Source organism: Ideonella sp., assembly GCF_041914305.1.
Taxonomy (GTDB): Bacteria; Pseudomonadota; Gammaproteobacteria; order Burkholderiales; family Burkholderiaceae_C; genus Ideonella.
The window spans coordinates 97,992-114,318 of the sequence record NZ_JAYSDQ010000002.1 but is presented as its reverse complement, the minus strand read 5'-3'; the positions used below and the strand labels follow the sequence as shown (position 1 = coordinate 114,318).

Here is a 16,327-nt window from a genome sequence, read left to right as displayed (position 1 = left end):
CGCGATGGATTGAAACGGCTTCATTCTTATTGGGTTGGTCGCGCCGGGCCGCCGCCTTGTGTGCAGGGGCCCGACGATAGTCAGTTCACTTGAAAGGTTCGTGACGTTCCCGAGTAGGCCGAGATGGCGCCTGTCCAGCCGCTCTTCCAGTGGCCGAAGTGGCGGATGCGGTAGGTGCCGGGCTGGGCGTTGGCGGGGATGCGCCATTCCACGTCGACCCGCGAGTTGGCGATGCCTTCGCGGCGCCAGGTGTAGGTGGTCTCGAAATCCCAGTCGTTGGCCACGGTCTCCCAGGTCGAGCCGTTCAGCCGCTCGACCTTGAGAAAGGTATCTTGCGTGCGCAGGTTGTTCTTCGGGTGACCGGCGCGGAAGGTGACCACCGCCGTGCTGCCGCGCGCGTAGCTGCCGTTGGGCTGCGTGAGCACCTGGCCGAAGCTCTGGAACAGCGGCTTGTCGTCGAACACCACCCCCGGCCGCTCCAGGCGGATCTCGTTGGACTTGTCCGGCGGCGTGCCGGTGTCGGCCAGCGTGGTGCCGCTTGCCAATGCCGCCGACAGGTCGTGCGTGATCTGCTCGACCGCCGCGCTGGCATACGGCCCGTACTCGGTGCTGGCGCCCTCGTAGTGCTGCAGCTGGAACTCTTCGTGCGTGGCGAGGTAGCCCGAGTAGCTGTTCGACAGGCCGGCGATCACCGCGGTGGTCACGCCCTGGCCGGCCAGCTGCTGCAGCACCTGCGCGCGGATGCGGCGGCCCGACATCGTGGTCACCTCATACGGCACGCCGATGATCGCCAGCGGGCCCACCACCATCACCTGGTGCGGCAACACCTCGGGCACCCAGTCGAGCGCGCCGGTGGCCAGCATGTTGGGCTTGGGCCATTGGCACGAGTCGTCGGCGCCAAGCGTGACGACGTTGAAGGTGAACAGGATCGCGCCGGCCAGCGGCGAGGTCAGGAACAGCTCGGCGGCGGTGGCCAGGTTGGTGTTCTCGTTGGTCATGCCCTCGTACATGCCGGGGATGGTGCCGGGGCCGTTTTCGCCGCCGGCGGCCATCGAGTAGCCACGCGCCGCGGTGCACAGCGTCTTCGCCGAGGTCTTGGTGAACTCGGGCCGCACGGTGAGGCCGTTCATCGCCGTCCACTGGTGGCGGTAGTCGATGCGGTCGTACAGCCGCTGGCCCGATTGCGCGTACAGCTCTTTGGCCCGCTGCAATTGCCGGCTGCCGTCGACCTCGACGTTGGTGTATTCGTCGGGGCTGCCCTCGAAGCCGGGGGCCGAGTGGGCGTTGCCCTGCGACGAGACCACGTCGCCTTCGTCGCTGTTCGAGAACGCGGCGACGAAGGTCTCGCGGGCGTTGTAGTCGCTGGCCTTCGAGCGCTCGAAGAACGATTCGGCGTAGCCCTTGCTGTCCGAGCTGATCTTGGTCTGCAGCATGCTCAGCGCGGTCGGGTGGATCGAGAACCAGTTCAGCAAGCCGACCTCCTGGCCGTTGTCCTTGCGGAACTTCAGCTGGGTCATCGTCTTGTTGGTGTCGTAGGCCGACTGGTTGGCCTCGGGGTTGGTCTGGTAGGCCAGCGCCGACCGGTTGCGCGTGGCGCCGAGCAGCTCGCCCTGGGTCAGCTCGATGCTGCCGGGGCCCAAGTTCTGGTGGGCCCGGTCGATCGCGGCGACGATGCCGTTGACCGCGGCGTTGTAGGCCTGCGAGCTGTAGCCGAAGAGCGACTTGTCGGCCGAGGCCAGCGTGTACAGCGTGTAGTGCGACAGGCCCGCATTGCCCGAGTGGGTGTGCGTGGCGGCCAGCATCACGTTGCTGTGGTCGTAGAGGTTGCCGTACTTGGCCTTGAGCTTCTTGACGACCTCGAGCTTGATCGACTGGAACATCGCGCCGAGATCGGCGTTGACGTAGACGACCCGCTTGCCGCTCGTCGGGCTCTGGATGATGAAGGCCCGTGCCCGCAGTCGCATGTGCAGGCCGTCGGCCTCTTGCTGTGCCACGTAGCCGAACAGGCCCGTCTCGGCCACCGGCCCGGTGATGTCGTAGACGCCGGTGCCGATGTTGAACTCGCCGGCCGACGCGCCGTGCCCGAACAGGGCCAGGGTTGCAGCCATCAGCCCATGGCGGGCGAAGGTGGTCAGCCCTCGTGGGGCTGGGTTCCCGTGCTTCATGAAATGCCTCTCAAGGTTGGCTCGAAAACGAACCGCCCCGGCCCCCTTGGCGGCGGCGCAGGGTGGAGGACATGAAGGCGCACACGAGGGCTGCTGGACGGCCCCCGCGAGAGGGCCTGGCATTGCTCTGATCAATGCACCGGGTCAGACTGCAAGACGCCGGAATGCACGACGAACGCCATTCATAGCCATGACTATTAGGTAGTCATGACTACTCAACCATCGGGGACTACCCGAGGCCGCTCCGGTCGTTCAGGCCGCTCAGGCCGACCGGGCCACTCAGGCCGCCCGGGACGGCGGCCCGAGCGATTTCAATGCCGGTGCCCGTCACCGTGCGGCCCACCGGGCCCGGCGGCGTGGCCGGTCGAGGCCCGCAGGTCGAGCAGGCGCTGGCGCCCGCCGGCCGCGGCCGTGGTGAGGCGATTGGCCACCGTGCCGAACGGTGCCTGGGCCATCACCACCTGGCCACCGGTCATCGTCAGCAGCACCCGGTTGCGCGCCAGCTCGGCCAAGGGCATCTGCATGAAGTTCTTGTCCAGCACGATCAGGTCGGCCAGCTTGCCGACTTCGATCGAGCCCACCTGCTGGTCCATGCGCAGCTGCCAGGCCGAGTTCATCGTGATCGCCCGCAGCGCGTCGGCGCGGCTGAGGGCCGGGTCGCCGTTGATCGGGCCGGCGAAGTCGGGGCCGAAGCTGTTCGGGCTTTGCGGGTCGCCGGAGCGGGTGACGCCGATCTTCAGCGCCAGCAGTTCGTCGAACGGGTCGATCGGCCAGTCGCTGCCGAAGCCCACGCGGGCACCCGCCGCGCGCAGGCTGCCAAAGGGCTCCATGCGGGCGAAACGGTCCGGGCCCAGGTGGTGCTCGGTCTCGCCCACCGAGTAGGGTGCCTGCTGCGCCCACTGGAACGAGAAGCTCGCCATCACGCCATGGGCCTGGTAGCGCGCGTAGTCGGCCTCAGCGACCGTCTCGTTGTGCGCGATCACCGGGCGGAAGTCGGTGCCGGGCACTTGCAGGCGCGCCTGGGCGATCGCGTCCAGCGTCTGCCGCACCGTGCGCTCGCCGGTGGCGTGCACGTGCGGGTCGAGGCCCGATTTGGCGATCTCGGTCATCAGCGGGCCCAGCACCGTGGGTGCGAAGTACACGCTGCCGAGCTTGCTGCCGGGCACCCAGTTCGGCGCGTCGTCGGTGCCGATGTTGGTGTAGTAGGGCGTCAGCAGGCCACCGGTGTCGGCCGGTGCGTTGACCACCCCGTCGCCGAAGATCTTGACGTGGTGAAAGCTCACCCCCGGCGCGGGCGCGATCGCACCCTGGTCGTAGCGCGCGGCGAGTGCCTTCGCATCTGCCACCGCCTGGGCCGGGCTGGCGGTGGCGGCCTCGACCGCGATCGGCGCCGCGAGGAAGCTGCGTGCCGTCAGCTCGCCTGCCTGCTGCAGCACCGTGAAGGTCTTGCCCTGGTCATCACCCGCGGCCGCGTCCATGAACGTGGTCACGCCCTGCAGGCGCATCGCACCGAGTGCCGCTCGCCCCTGGGCCAGGCGGTCGTCGTCGGTGTCGGGCGGGATCACCGCCGACACCGCCCAGCCCGCCGCGTCTTCGCAGATGCCGGTCGGGTTGCCCTGCGCGTCGCGGGCAAAGCTGCCGCCGGCGGGGTCGGGTGTGTCGCGGGTGACACCGGCCAGCGCCAGGCCGCGGCTGTTGGTCAGCACGGTGTGAAAGTCCGACGAGCGCACGAGGACCGGCCGCGACGTGGTCAGCGCATCGAGCGTGGCCTTGTCCGGGTCGGCGTCGATCGCCTGGGTGGCCTGCCGCACCCAGTTGACCACTTCGAGCCAGGTGTCGGGCTCCTTCGCGCTGCTGTCGTCGAGGCAGACCTGGATCGCGGCTTGCAGCTGCGCGCGGGTCAACGCGGCGTAGTTCAGGTTGCACAGCAGCAAGGCGCGCCCGCCAGCCAGCGCATGCAGATGGCCGTCGACAAAGCCGGGCATCAACATCCGGCCCCCCAGGTCGATGACCTGGGTGTGCGCCCCCACGAGGCGGTCCGCGCCTTCGTCTTCGCCCACATAGACGATGCGCCCGTCGCGCACGGCGACCGCCTGCTGCACCGAGTCACGGTCGTCCACGGTGTAGACATAACCGTGGCGCAGCACGGTATCGGCCTCTCGCTCAGACCCCCCGCAGCCGGCGGCCAGCACCATGCCCGCCAGTGCCCCCACCGACACGAATGCCAGCAGCGCCCGGCCGCTCACCCCACCCGCACGCCGCAGCGCAACCCTCGAACCCCACATGCCAACCCCTTCGCAAGCATCGCCCGGCGCCGGCGTGCCGCCGGGGCGCGCGATGGTCGTCGGGCACGCCACTGGGCCATCGTGGGCAGCAGCCTATCGAGGCGGGTTGCCGAACGGCCCTCTGCAGATGCGGAGGATCAGCCGTCTCGCGCCAGGCGGGCGCCCAGCTCGACCTTGTTGCGCACGCCGAGCTGCAGGTAGGCATCGCGCAGGTAGGTGCGAACGGTCGCCGGGCTGAGGTCGAGCCGTGCCGCGATCGCCTTGTACGACTGGCCCTCGGCGTACAACACGGCCACCGCCCGCTCGCGCGGCGCCAGCGCCGGTGCGCTGGGCCTGCGGCCCCACGAAAGGGCCAGCAACGCGCCGCAGGCCGCCACGGTCAGCGCCTGGCCGCCCAGGCGCAGGGTGGCGGGCAACAGCTCGGCCGGGCGCACGAGCGGCGGCGGCAGGTGGTGCCCTTGCCAACCAGCGAACTCATGGCGCAGCGCGCGGGCGAAGGCGTGGTCGAGGTAGACCACCCGCCCCGTGGCTTCGGCCAGCGCAAAGCCCTCGCCGGCCCGCCGGCCCGGGCCGCGCAGCAACTGCTGCAGCCGCCGATGCCAGATCTGCCGCAGGTGCAGGCAGTAGGCCTCGAAGGCGGTCGCTTCGAGCCCATCGAAGGCCGGCTCGTTGTCGCCCCGGTACAGCGAGACGAAAAACATCAGGCCGCTGTCGGGCAGCTCGAGCGTCACCGCCATCGCGTGGTAGAGGTCATGGCGCCGCGAGAAGCCCTCGATCGCCGGGCCGGCAGAATCGTGGCCGCTGGAGCGGCAGGCCACGCCCAGCTGGCCCATCGTTGCGCGGGCGAATTCATCCGACGAGCCGATCTCGTTCCATTCGTCGGCGAAGCTGGCCGCCAGGCCGATGCTGCCGTGCTGCCAGTTCAGCGGCGGCTCGCTCGCGTCGCCGGTGGAGCATTCGCCCCACCAGGCCCGATCGAACGGCACCAGCGGGCGAAGCGTCTCCAGCGCGCGGGCCACCCATTGCATGCCCAGCGGTTGGTCGGCCGAGGCGTGCAGGTCCAGCAGGCAGCGGCTGAGGCCCGAGAGGGCCGCGATGACGGGCGCGTCTTCGGGTCTGTCTTCGGGCGGCGGCATGCCGGCATTGTCGCGGTGGGCCGCGGCCCACGGCAGGCGCTACACCGCGTCGGGCTCGGCTTGTTCGGCGCTGCTGAGTTGCTGAAGCTCGACCAGCCGGCGGTACAGGCCGCCCTCGATCTGCATCAGCGCCTCGTGCGGGCCCAGCTCGGCGATGCGGCCGTGGTTGAGCACGACGATGCGGTCGGCGTCGCGGATGGTCGACAGCCGGTGGGCGATCGAGATCAGCGTCAGCTTGCCGTGCAACTTGGCCAGCGCCTGCTGCACGACGGCTTCGGTTTCGCTGTCGATGTGCGAGGTGGCCTCGTCGAGCAGCAGGATGCGCGGCTGGCCGGCCAGCGCGCGGGAGATCGCGATCAGCTGCTTCTCGCCGACCGCCAGGCGCGCGCCGCCTTCGCCGAGCTTGGTGTCGTAGCCGTGCTCGAGCCGGCTGATGAAGCCGTGCGCGCCGGCGGCGATGGCCGCGGTCTCGACCTGCGCGTCGGTCAGCGCGCGGCCCATCGCGATGTTCTCGCGGGCGCTCGCCGCCAGCAGGAAAGGCTCTTGCGGCACCAACCCCACCGCGTCGCGAAAGGCGGCCTCGTCGAGGCTGGCGATCGGCTGGCCGTCGACCAGCAACTGGCCGTCGGCCACGGGGTAGAAGCGCAGCAACAGCGACAGCAGGCTCGACTTGCCGCTGCCCGTGGGGCCGACGATGCCGATGAACTCGCCCGGCGCAATGTCCAACGACACCTGGCGCAGCACCGGCGTGCCAGGGGTGTAGGCAAAGTCGAGCTGGCGGATGCTCACGGCACCGGCGGTGACGCGCCCTTCAGCCGCCGGCCGGTCGGCCTCGGCCTCGTCGAGCAAGGTGTTGACGCGCGCGGCGGCGATGATCGCCTGCTGCAGCTGCGAGAACTGCATCGTCAGCTGGATCAGCGGCTCGGTCACGCGGCCCACGTAGCTGACGAAGGCATACAACACGCCAACCTCGATCGCGCTCAGCGCACCCCCGCTTTCGCGCAGGCCGAAGACCGCGATCACGACGGCCAACATCGCCACGTTCAGCAGGTCGAGCGCGGGGCGCAGCAGCAGCGCATTGGCACGCAGCTCGGTCTGGCGCGACTGGTAGTGGTCGTTGTTGATGCGGGCGTAGCGGTCGCCATAGCCCAGCGTGGCGCCGGTGGCCTGCAGCACCGCCATGCCCGAAATCGACTCGGCGGTCTGCGCGTTCAGCTCGCTGCGCAGCTGGCGGGTGCGGGCCACGGCGGGGGCCGACAGGCGCTGGTACAGGTAGACGATGCCGAACACCGCAGGCACCAGCGTGGTCACGATCAGCATCAGCCGCCAGTCGAGAAACGCCATCGTCACCAACAGGCTGGCCAGCATGATCAGGCAGTCGAGCATCACGAACAGCACCTGCACGTACAGCTGCTTGACCGACTCGGTGTCGTTGGTGACGCGGCTGACGAGCTGGCCGGTGATGGCCTTGTCGAAGAAGCTCATCGGCAGCCGCAGCACGTGGCCATAGACCGATTCGCGGATGCGCCGCACCGAGCGCATCGCCACCCCCGCCAGCCGCGAGAGTTGGCGATAGCGCACCCAGCTTGCCACCCAGCCGGCCACCAGCGCGCCGATCAACAGCGCGGCGATGTTGGCCAGCGCCGGGTCACGCGGCAGCAGGTAGCGGTCGATGTAGGCCTTGCCGAGCACGGGGCCGAGCGCGTCCAGCCCAGCGGCCAGCGCCAACCAGGCCAAGCCGATCCACAGGTGCCGTGACTCGGGCTTGGCGGCGCGCCACAGCAGCGCGGCGGCGCGGCGGCCGGGGGAGTTGGTGTCAGTGTTCTTCACGCGCGATGACCGAGCCGTGGTGGGTTGAACAGGCGTGCCATGGCCACCATCGGTAGCCCTCGCGGCGGGCGGTACCTGGCGGGGCCGATTTGTGGAGCGCAACCATGAGCCCCTGCCGGGTGCCGCCCGCCGCGACCCGCCACCTTGGATGGGAGATTCGATGCCCGCATCTCAGTCCGCCTCGAGCGATGCCTTCAGCTGCTGTATGCGCCACTGCTGCGCATACCAGCTGTGGGCCAGGCCTTTGGCCAGCAACTGCTCGTGCGTGCCGCGCTCGGCCAGGTGGCCGTGGCGCAGCACCGCGATCAAGTCGGCGTCCGCAACGGCAGACAAGCGATGGCTGACGACGATCACGGTGCGGCCTTTGCGCTGCTCGCGCAGGTGGGCCAGGATGCGGTGTTCGGTCTCGGTGTCGACGGCCGACAGCGCGTCGTCGAGCAGCAGCAGCGGCGCATCGGCCAGCAGCGCGCGGGCGATCGCCACGCGTTGGCGCTGCCCGCCAGACAGCGTGACGCCACGCTCGCCGACCGGCGTGTCGTAGCCCTGCGGCAGGCGCTGGATGTCGTCGTGCACATCGGCCAGCTCGGCCACCGCCTCGATCTCGGCGCGCGTGGCAGCGGGCTTGGCCAGCGCGATGTTCTCGGCCACGCTGGCCGAGAACAGGATCGGCTCTTGCGGCACCCAGGCGATGCCGGCGCGCAGCGCGTTCAGCGTGTAGTCGGGCAGGCCGACGCCGCCCCAGGTGATGGCGCCGGCCTGCGGCATCCATTGGCGCAGCAGCAACTTGATCAGCGTGCTCTTGCCCGAGCCGGTGGGGCCGACCAGGCCCAGCGTCGAGCCCGGGGCGATGTGCAGCGACAGGCTGTCGAGCGCCGCGTTGTTGGCGCCCGGGTAGGCAAAGCGCACGTCGCGCAGCGCGATCTCGCCGGGGCGCACGGCCTCGACACTGCCGTCGTCGTCGATCGCGAGCGGCTCGTCGAGCACGGCCGACAGGCGCGTCCATGCCGCGCGGCCACGCTGCCACAGCGCCAGCACCCAGCCGGCCGCGAACATCGGCCAGATCAGCTGGATCAGGTAGAGCTGGAAGCTGGTCAGCTGGCCGATCGTGAGCTCACCGTGCCACACCAGCCAGCCACCCAGCGCCAGCGACAGCACGACCGAGGTGGCCAGCGTCATGCCCACGGCGGGCTCGTAGCGGGCTTCCCAGCGCTGCGACCAGTAGGCGGCATCGGCGGCCTTCTCGGCCAGGTCGGCAAAGACCTTCGCGCTGCGTGCCTCCAGGCCCAGCGCGCGCAGCGTGCGCACGCCCGACAGCGTCTCTTGCACGTGGTCGTTCAAGTCGCCGAAACGCTCCAGCGCCTCTTTCGAGCGGCCGTGCACATGGCCCGAGATCCAGGCGAAGCTCCAGGCCATCAGCGGAAACGGCAGCAGCGCGATCGCGGCCAGGCGCCAGTCGACGCCGAGCGCCATCGTCGACACCACGAGCACCAGGGTCAGCGTGCCGTCGAAGCCGGCCAGCATCGCCTCGCCGGCGGCCATCTCGACCGCGTCGACATCGTTGGTGGCCAGCGCCATCAGGTCGCCGGTGCGCCGCGTTTGGTAAAAGCGCGGGCCCTGGCTGGCCAGCCGCTGGTACAGGCGCCGGCGCAGCTCTACGCCCATCTGGTAGGCCGCGGCATACAGCCGCATGCGCCAGCCCACCCGCAACAGGTAGATCGCCAGGCCCGCCGCCAGCAGCAGCGCCAACTCACGCCACAGCGCCGCGCCGGCCAGCTGGTGCGCGACCAGCGCGTCGACCAGGTGGCCGATCTGGCGCGGCAGCCAGACCGTCAACAGCGCGATGCCCAGCAGCATCACCGCCGCGCCGGCGTAGGCCGCCGCATGACGGCGGACGAAGGCGCGGATCAGGGCTGCAAGCGTCATGCGGAAAGGCCGGGCAAAGCGAATAATTCTAGAGATCGGTGCGAACCTTGCTGCTGCCAGGACAATGACACGACCACGACATTTCGTAAGGGCAGTGTGCACGCTGCCGATGCCACTCCAGGAGCACCCGCATGGCCAAGAATTTCAGTGACATGGAAGACTCGAACCCCAGCGCCAACCCGAGCATCCACGAGGTGTCGGACCCGGCGCGCCGCGTGTGGCTGCGCGGCGGCTTCGGGGCGATGGCGGGTGGCTTGTTCGGCCCCGGCCTGCTCACCGCCTGCGCCGGCGCGGCGCAGCAGGCCACCACGCCTGCCGGCCCGGCTTCGCTCGGTCGCCGCATCGGCTTCAAGAGCGTGCCGATGGCCGCGGTGGACACGGTGGTCGTGCCCGAAGGCTACCGCGCCCAGGTGCTGTACCGCTGGGGCGACCCGGTGGGGGTGGCCGGGCAGATGCCGGCATTCAAGCCCGATGCGTCGAACACCGCCGCCGAACAGGCGCTGCAGGCCGGCATGCACCACGACGGCATGGCCTTCTTTCCGCTCGATGGTGGCACCCGCCGCGGCGTGCTGGCGATGAACCACGAGTATGTCGACGACGGCCTGCTGCACACCGACGGCGTGAAGACCTGGAGCAACGAGAAGGCGTTCAAGAGCATGGCCGCGCACGGCGTGTCGGTGATCGAGGTCGAGCGGGTCGACATCGCGCCCCGGGCCGTGGCCGAGGGTGTGGCGCCGCCGGCGGGCCAGGCGCCCGGCAGCGGCCCGGCGTTCGTCGGCGCCTGGCGGGTGGTGACGCCCTCGCGCTACGCCCGCCGCATCACCGCCCGCACGCCGATGCGCATTGCCGGGCCCGCCGCCGGCCACGCGCTGATGAAGACGGCCGCCGACCCGACCGGCACGCTGGTGCTGGGCACCTTCAACAACTGCGCCAATGGCCAGACCCCGTGGGGCACCTACCTGACCTGCGAAGAAAACTGGGCCGGCTACTTCGAGGGCCCCGAGCAGCCCAGCGCGCACCAGAAGCGCTGGGGCGTGAAGAAGGGCAACGGCGGCTACTACCACTGGTACGAGGCCGACGAGCGCTTCGATGCGACCAAGCACCCGAACGAGTTCAACCGCTTCGGCTGGATCGTCGAGATCGACCCGATGGACCCGACCAGCATGCCGGTCAAGCACACCGCGCTGGGCCGCGCGGCGCACGAAGGGGCGGCCACTGCGCTGACGGCCGGCGGCAAGGCCGTGGTCTACATGGGCGAGGACGCGCGCTTCGAATACATCTACAAATTTGTCAGCCGTGACGCGATGAAACCCGGCGGCCTGGCCGCCAACCGCGAGCTGCTGGACCATGGCACGCTGTACGTTGCCCGCTTCGACGCCGGCGGCAGCGGCGAATGGCTGCCGCTGGTGCACGGCCAGGGCCCGCTGACGGCGGCCAACGGCTTTGCCGACCAGGGCGAGGTGCTGATCAAGTCGCGCCAGGCCAGCGACGCGCTCGGCGCCACCAAGATGGACCGGCCCGAGTGGACGACGGTCGACCCGATCACCAAGCAGGTCTATTGCACGCTGACCAACAACAGCGACCGCGGCAAGCCCGACCGGCCCGGTCCCGATGCTGCCAACCCGCGCGCCAACAACACGATGGGCCAGATCATCCGCTGGCAAGAGCAGGGCGACCTGGACGGCACCCGGTTCCGCTGGGACCACCTGGTGCTGGCTGGCGACCCAGCCCAGCCGCGGGCCGAGGCCAAGGGCAATGTGCGCGGCGACATCTTCGGCAGCCCGGACGGCCTGTGGGTCGACCCGCGCGGCGTGTTGTGGATCCAGACCGACGTGTCGTCGTCGGCGATGGGCAAGGGCGAGTACGCGAACCTGCCGAACAACCAGATGCTGGCCTGCGACCCGACCGACCCCAAGGGCGAGATCCGCCGCTTCCTCGTCGGCCCCACCGGCTGCGAGGTGACCGGCCTCACGATGGCCAGCGACCTGCGCACGCTGTTCGTCAACATCCAGCACCCGGGCGAGTCGCCCTCCGAGCGCGGCGACCCCGACGCGCCCAGCCGTTACTCGAAATGGCCCGACGGCGGCCGCCCGCGCTCGGCCACGGTGGCGATCACCAAGCTCGACGGCGGCGTCATCGGCACCTGAGCACTCGCTCACCCGTTTGCGTTGGCGCAACAAAAAGGGGTCTTGAACTCTCCGAAGCTGCCCTTAATTCGTTGAGCATGCGGCGCTGCCGAAGCCCCTGCGAGGGGCAACCCGGCGCCGCGTTTTCACCCCTTGAAAGGAGCAGCCATGTACGAATCCCTTTGGAGCTTCCCTGGCGGCGTGCTCGGCGAATTCGAACGCCTGCGCCGTGAATTGGACGACGTGTTCACCGGTGGTGGCGCGCCCAGCAGCATCCGCTCGGCGGCCCCTGGCGCGTTCCCGGCCATCAACGTGGGCCAGACGCCGAACAGCGTCGAGGTCTATGCCTTTGCGCCCGGCCTCGACCCGGCCAAGATCGACGTGGTGCTCGACCGCGGCGTGCTGACGATCTCTGGCGAGCGGCCCTCGTCTCTGCCGCGCGCCGGCGGCGACACCAAGACCAGCGTCTACACCCACGAGCGGGCCAGCGGCGCGTTCAAGCGGGCGATCAGCCTGCCGGACGACGTGGACGCCTCCCGCGTGCAGGCCAGCTACCGCGACGGCGTGCTCAACGTGAGCATCGCGCGCCGCGAAGAAGCGCAGCCCAAGCGCATCACCGTGCAGTGACGAGCTGACAGCCGCCGACAAGGAGCCAAGACCATGACCACCACCCCTACCGAACTGCAAAAGACGACCCCCACGCTGCCGGCCACCGGCACGGCGGTCGAGAAGAACGCCGACACCCGGGCCTTGCTGCCGCGCGTGGACGTGTTCGAAGACGAGCGCGGCATCACGCTGCTGGCCGACCTGCCGGGCGTGCCGCGCGAGCAACTGGACATCAAGGTCGACGGCGAGACGCTGACGATCGAAGGCACCGTGGCCACCGCCACGCCGGCAGGGCTGCAGCCGGGCTATGTCGAGTTGCGCGTGCCGCGCTACCGCCGCTCGTTCACGCTCAGCCGTGAGCTCGATTCGGCCCACATCGAGGCCAACCTGAAAGATGGCGTGCTGAACCTGCGCATCCCGAAGCAGGCGCATGCCCAACCACGCCGAGTGAACGTTCAGGTCGGCTGAAGGTCTGAAGCGCAGGCCCGGCCGCCAGCGGGTGCATGAGCACCGGCCGGCGGCGGGCCTGCCGCGCACGAGGATGTGCACAAGGAGATCGGCATGATTCAAGCCGTGGCGCAGACGCCGCCGCCACCCCGCCGACGCCGCCGCCTTTGGGCGGCGGCGTCGTTTGTCGTTCTGGCCGCCGCCGCCGGCGTGGCCAGCCTGCAGCCCGCCTGGGGCCGCCCCGATGCGGCGCCGCGCAGCATCGCCACGCGCGGCCCGCTGTCGGGCGACGAGCAGAACAACATCGCAGTCTTCAAGGCCGCGTCGCCGTCGGTGGTCAACATCACCGCGCTCACCGTCGAGCGCGACTTCTTTTCGCTCAACGTGCAGCAGGTGCCGCGCGGCACCGGCACCGGTTTCGTGTGGGACGATCGCGGCCACATCGTCACCAACTTCCACGTCATCCAGGGCGCCAGCGCGGCGCGGGTGACGCTGGCCGACCAGACGAGCTACCGCGCCGAGCTGGTCGGTGCCTTCCCCGACCGCGACCTGGCGGTGCTGCGCATCGACGCGCCCAAGGCGCGGCTGCCGGCGCTGCCGATTGGCACCAGCCGCGAGCTGCAGGTGGGCCAGCGCGTGTTCGCGATCGGCAACCCGTTCGGGCTCGACCAGACGCTGACCACCGGCATCGTCAGCGCGCTCGGGCGCGAGATCGAGTCGGCCACGCGGCGCATGATCCGCGGCGTGATCCAGACCGACGCGGCCATCAACCCCGGCAACTCCGGCGGGCCGCTGCTCGATTCGGCGGGCCGGCTGGTGGGCGTGACGACGGCGATCTACAGCCCGTCCGGCGCCAGCTCGGGCATCGGCTTCGCGATCCCGGTCGACGAGGTCAACCGCATCGTGCCGCGGCTGATCCGCGACGGTCGCATGGTGCGGCCGGCGCTGGGCATCAGCGGCGGGCCGCCTTCGCTGACCCGCTCGCTCGAGCTGCCCACCGGCGTGGCGCTGGTCGGCGTGACCAGCGGCGGGCCGGCCCAGCGCGCCGGGCTCGAGCCTTTCCGCCGCGGCCGCGACGGGCGGGTGGTGCAAGGCGACGTGATCACCGCGGTCAACGACGAAGCGGTGACCGACCTCGACGACCTGCTGACCGCACTGGAGCGTTATCGCCCCGGCGACAAGGTGACGCTGAGCCTGTGGCGCGGCGGCCAGACGCGCAAGCTGGCGGTGACGCTGGGCGAGGCGAACGACTAAGGGCGGCCGTCGCCGCCCTCCGCGGGGGCGCCGGCCTCAGTGGTCCGCCGCGTAGCGGGCCGCCAGCTCTTTCGCTGCCTTGGCTTCGCTGACCAGCCGGGTGCCGCCCACCCAGGCCTGGGTGACGCGGTCGCGCGCGTCGCGCTCGATGCGCGCGCGTTCGCCGTGGTTGGCGAAGCCGCCGGCCAGCGTGATCAGGCCGCTGTCGGTGCCGCCCTGCCGTCGTGCGTCGGGCACCACCTGCGAGGCGTCCTGCATCGGGTTCGGCAGGTTGGGGTTGGCGATCAGCACCTTGCCGCCCACCGGCACGAAGTCGAACGCGCCCCACAGGCTCCAGTAGCGGCCGCCCCAGCGGGCGGTGCGCGGGCTGGGCGCGCCGTGTTTGGCAAAGGCCTGGAAGATGTGCAGCGCGCCGTCGAGCCAGACGTGCGAGATGCCGTCGGCGGCATTGGTCAGCACCGACACCGTCAGGTCCTGCTCGGGCACGCAGCAGGTGCGCGTGATCGTGCCCTGGAAGCCGCCGGAGTGGCCGAACCATTCCCACTCGCCCAGCTTGCCCGAGATGGTGCCCAGGCCGTACCAGCGCTCGACCGTGCCGTAGGCGTCTTTCCACTGCCGGCGCACCATCTCGCGCCGGCTCTCGGGCTTCAGCACGCTGCGTTTGGCGCCGGGGGCCAGGCTGCCGAAGAAGCGCGCCAGGTCGCCGGCGGTGCTGACGAAGCCGGTCGCGGCGGCCAGGGCGTTCGTCGGGTTGGTGGCCGGGATCACCACGCGGCGGCCGAGCGGCATCTTGCTGCTGTGGCCGTGTGCGAAGGGCAGCTTGGGGCTGGCCGGCATGTCGGGCGTGGTGTGCTCCAGCCCCGAGGCGGCCACGATCTCGCGCGCCGTCCACTCGCCGAAGCTCTCGCCGGTCACCGCCTCGATCACCAGGCCCACCAGGCCGTAGCCGTGGTTCGAGTACTTGAACCGCGTGTTGGCGTCGATCGTCGGGCCGTCGGCCAGGTCGGCCAGCAGCTCTTGCGCATTCAGGAAAGGCCGGCGGTCTTGCCATTGGCTGGCGTCTGAGCCGTCGCGCACCAGGCCGGCGGTGTGCGACAGCAGCTGGGTCAACGTGGCTTTCGCGACGCTCGGGTGCAAGCCCTTTACGTAGCGGCCCACCGCATCGTCCAGCTGCAGGCGGCCTTGCTCGCGCAGCTTCATGATCGCGGCCGCGGCAAAGGTCTTGCTGTGCGAGGCGACCCGAAAGCGATGCTGCGGCGTCAGCGGCAGCTGCCGGGCCAGGTCTGCATGGCCGAAAGCGGCCTCGAAGACCAGCTTGCCCTTGCTCGCCACCGCCAGCGTGCAGCCGGGTTGTTCGCTCAGGCGCATCTGGTGGTCGATCCACGTGGGGAGGTAGTCAAGCGCCGCGGCAAGCCATCTGTCCAAGGTCCGCTCCTTTGCATGAAGGGTCAAGAATGGAGCGGCATCTTGACAGGCTTTGCGGCCCGGCCGGCGCGCAGGCTCAATCGGCGAAGAACTCGCCGGCACGCTGCAGGAAGCCGCGGCCCCAGGGCCGCTCGTCAAGCGTGGGCCAGCAGTCGAGCACCCACTCGATCGTGTTGACCATGCGGACCTCGATGTAGGCGTCGAGCTGCCGCTCGATGCCCGGCGGCAGCGGCCGCGCCTGGGCATAACCTTCGAGCAGCGCGGCACGGTGGCGCGGGTACAGCGGCGCGTGGTCGTGGTTGCCGACGGCCGGGTGCTTCAGGTACTGCAGCGTGGCCGCGAGGTCCAGCGCATGGTGGCCCCAGCCGCATTCGCTGAAGTCGATCGCGCCGGCGGCGGCGCCGCTGAACAGCAGGTTCCACGGGTGCAGGTCGGCGTGGATGAAGCCCCACGCGGTGCTGTCGCGCGGAAAACCGGCCAGCTCATCGACCAGGCGCCGGGCCGCGGCCTGGACACGCTGATGGGCGGCCGGCGGCAGGGCGGGGTGGGGTGGTCGGCTGCCATCGGCCCAGGCGCCCAGGTCGGGCCCGTCACCATCGCCCAGGCGCTGGCCGACGACCTGGCCGGCGGCGACCAGGCGCTCGGCGACGCGGTGCATCGCGCCGGCCAGCCGGCCGACGCGTTGCAGGTGCACCGGCCGCAGCGCCTTGTCGAGCAGGCGGCCATCGACCCAGCTGAGCACCACCGCGAGTCGGCCATCGGGCCAGCGCTGGATGAAGCGGCCATCGAGCGCCGGTTGCGGCGTCGGCACGTGCAGGCCTTCGGCACCGAGCGCAACGAGCCAGTTCACCTCATCGGCGATCGCCGTTTCGTTGACGATCCGCGGCGGGTAGATGCGCAGCGCCAGGTCCGCACGGCCGGGCACGGTCAGCCGGTAGATCTCGCAATCGAGCCGCGCAACGCAGCGGGCGCGCGCCACGTCGATGCCGTAGAACTCGGCCAACCAAGAATGGACAGGCTTCGCCCGGGTTGATGGCGTGGGGCGAAACGCGGCGAAGTCGTTCATGGGCGGGCAGATCATGGCGCATCGCGCCCCGATCCGGGCGCGACCCACGGGGCTGCCGTCCTCA

At 70.4% G+C, this 16,327-nt stretch carries 11 protein-coding genes; 4 read left to right on the top strand and 7 right to left on the bottom strand.

The annotated features are described in order from the left end of the window. Positions 1-80: 80 nt before the first annotated feature. From ACE3SG_RS03315 to ACE3SG_RS03295, 5 genes are all read right to left on the bottom strand, one after another. Positions 81-2,165 (bottom strand): neutral/alkaline non-lysosomal ceramidase N-terminal domain-containing protein, encoded by a 2,085-nt coding sequence (locus ACE3SG_RS03315; protein WP_374562552.1) that lies wholly within the window; start codon positions 2,163-2,165, stop codon positions 81-83. A 311-nt stretch (positions 2,166-2,476) separates the two neighbouring features. After that, positions 2,477-4,450, bottom strand: coding sequence for an amidohydrolase (locus tag ACE3SG_RS03310; RefSeq protein ID WP_374562551.1), 1,974 nt, complete (start codon positions 4,448-4,450; stop codon positions 2,477-2,479). A gap of 137 nt (positions 4,451-4,587) precedes the next feature. After that, positions 4,588-5,586 (bottom strand): LuxR C-terminal-related transcriptional regulator, encoded by a 999-nt coding sequence (locus ACE3SG_RS03305; RefSeq protein ID WP_374562550.1) that lies wholly within the window; start codon positions 5,584-5,586, stop codon positions 4,588-4,590. A gap of 39 nt (positions 5,587-5,625) precedes the next feature. Next, positions 5,626-7,416, bottom strand: a complete 1,791-nt coding sequence (locus ACE3SG_RS03300; RefSeq protein WP_374562549.1) for an ABC transporter ATP-binding protein — start codon at positions 7,414-7,416, stop codon at positions 5,626-5,628. Between the two features lie 171 nt (positions 7,417-7,587). Further along, positions 7,588-9,339, bottom strand: a complete 1,752-nt coding sequence (locus tag ACE3SG_RS03295; RefSeq protein ID WP_374562548.1) for an ABC transporter ATP-binding protein — start codon at positions 9,337-9,339, stop codon at positions 7,588-7,590. Between the two features lie 131 nt (positions 9,340-9,470). Here ACE3SG_RS03295 and ACE3SG_RS03290 point away from each other — a divergent pair, with 131 nt between their 5' ends. The 4 genes from ACE3SG_RS03290 (at position 9,471) to ACE3SG_RS03275 (ending at position 13,772) form a co-directional block, all read left to right on the top strand. Beyond that, positions 9,471-11,486: a PhoX family phosphatase gene (locus ACE3SG_RS03290; protein WP_374562547.1), complete on the top strand. Its 2,016-nt coding sequence runs from the start codon at positions 9,471-9,473 to the stop codon at positions 11,484-11,486. Between the two features lie 147 nt (positions 11,487-11,633). Then, positions 11,634-12,092: an Hsp20/alpha crystallin family protein gene (locus ACE3SG_RS03285; protein WP_374562546.1), complete on the top strand. Its 459-nt coding sequence runs from the start codon at positions 11,634-11,636 to the stop codon at positions 12,090-12,092. Positions 12,093-12,125: 33 nt separating this feature from the next. Next, positions 12,126-12,539 carry an Hsp20/alpha crystallin family protein gene (locus ACE3SG_RS03280; RefSeq protein WP_374562545.1) on the top strand — a complete coding sequence of 138 codons (414 nt, stop codon included), beginning with the start codon at positions 12,126-12,128 and terminating at the stop codon, positions 12,537-12,539. A 93-nt stretch (positions 12,540-12,632) separates the two neighbouring features. Then, entirely contained in the window at positions 12,633-13,772 is a 1,140-nt protein-coding gene (locus tag ACE3SG_RS03275) for a S1C family serine protease (RefSeq protein WP_374562544.1), read from the top strand. Positions 13,773-13,808: 36 nt separating this feature from the next. On the opposite strand, the gene ACE3SG_RS03270 is transcribed toward ACE3SG_RS03275, so the two are convergent. Next, positions 13,809-15,197, bottom strand: a complete 1,389-nt coding sequence (locus ACE3SG_RS03270) for a serine hydrolase domain-containing protein (protein WP_374562542.1) — start codon at positions 15,195-15,197, stop codon at positions 13,809-13,811. A 76-nt stretch (positions 15,198-15,273) separates the two neighbouring features. Next, entirely contained in the window at positions 15,274-16,263 is a 990-nt protein-coding gene (locus tag ACE3SG_RS03265) for a phosphotransferase enzyme family protein (RefSeq protein WP_374562541.1), read from the bottom strand. Positions 16,264-16,327 lie beyond the last annotated feature (64 nt).

Bases quoted from the DNA above. Each gene is read 5' to 3' on its own strand.
- ACE3SG_RS03315 (WP_374562552.1), bottom strand. From the start codon at position 2,165: ATGAAGCACGGGAACCCAGCCCCACGAGGGCTGACCACCTTCGCCCGC.
- ACE3SG_RS03310 (WP_374562551.1), bottom strand. From the start codon at position 4,450: ATGTGGGGTTCGAGGGTTGCGCTGCGGCGTGCGGGTGGGGTGAGCGGC.
- ACE3SG_RS03305 (WP_374562550.1), bottom strand. From the start codon at position 5,586: ATGCCGCCGCCCGAAGACAGACCCGAAGACGCGCCCGTCATCGCGGCC.
- ACE3SG_RS03295 (WP_374562548.1), bottom strand. From the start codon at position 9,339: ATGACGCTTGCAGCCCTGATCCGCGCCTTCGTCCGCCGTCATGCGGCG.
- ACE3SG_RS03290 (WP_374562547.1), top strand. From the start codon at position 9,471: ATGGCCAAGAATTTCAGTGACATGGAAGACTCGAACCCCAGCGCCAAC.
- ACE3SG_RS03285 (WP_374562546.1), top strand. From the start codon at position 11,634: ATGTACGAATCCCTTTGGAGCTTCCCTGGCGGCGTGCTCGGCGAATTC.
- ACE3SG_RS03280 (WP_374562545.1), top strand. From the start codon at position 12,126: ATGACCACCACCCCTACCGAACTGCAAAAGACGACCCCCACGCTGCCG.
- ACE3SG_RS03275 (WP_374562544.1), top strand. From the start codon at position 12,633: ATGATTCAAGCCGTGGCGCAGACGCCGCCGCCACCCCGCCGACGCCGC.
- ACE3SG_RS03265 (WP_374562541.1), bottom strand. From the start codon at position 16,263: ATGAACGACTTCGCCGCGTTTCGCCCCACGCCATCAACCCGGGCGAAG.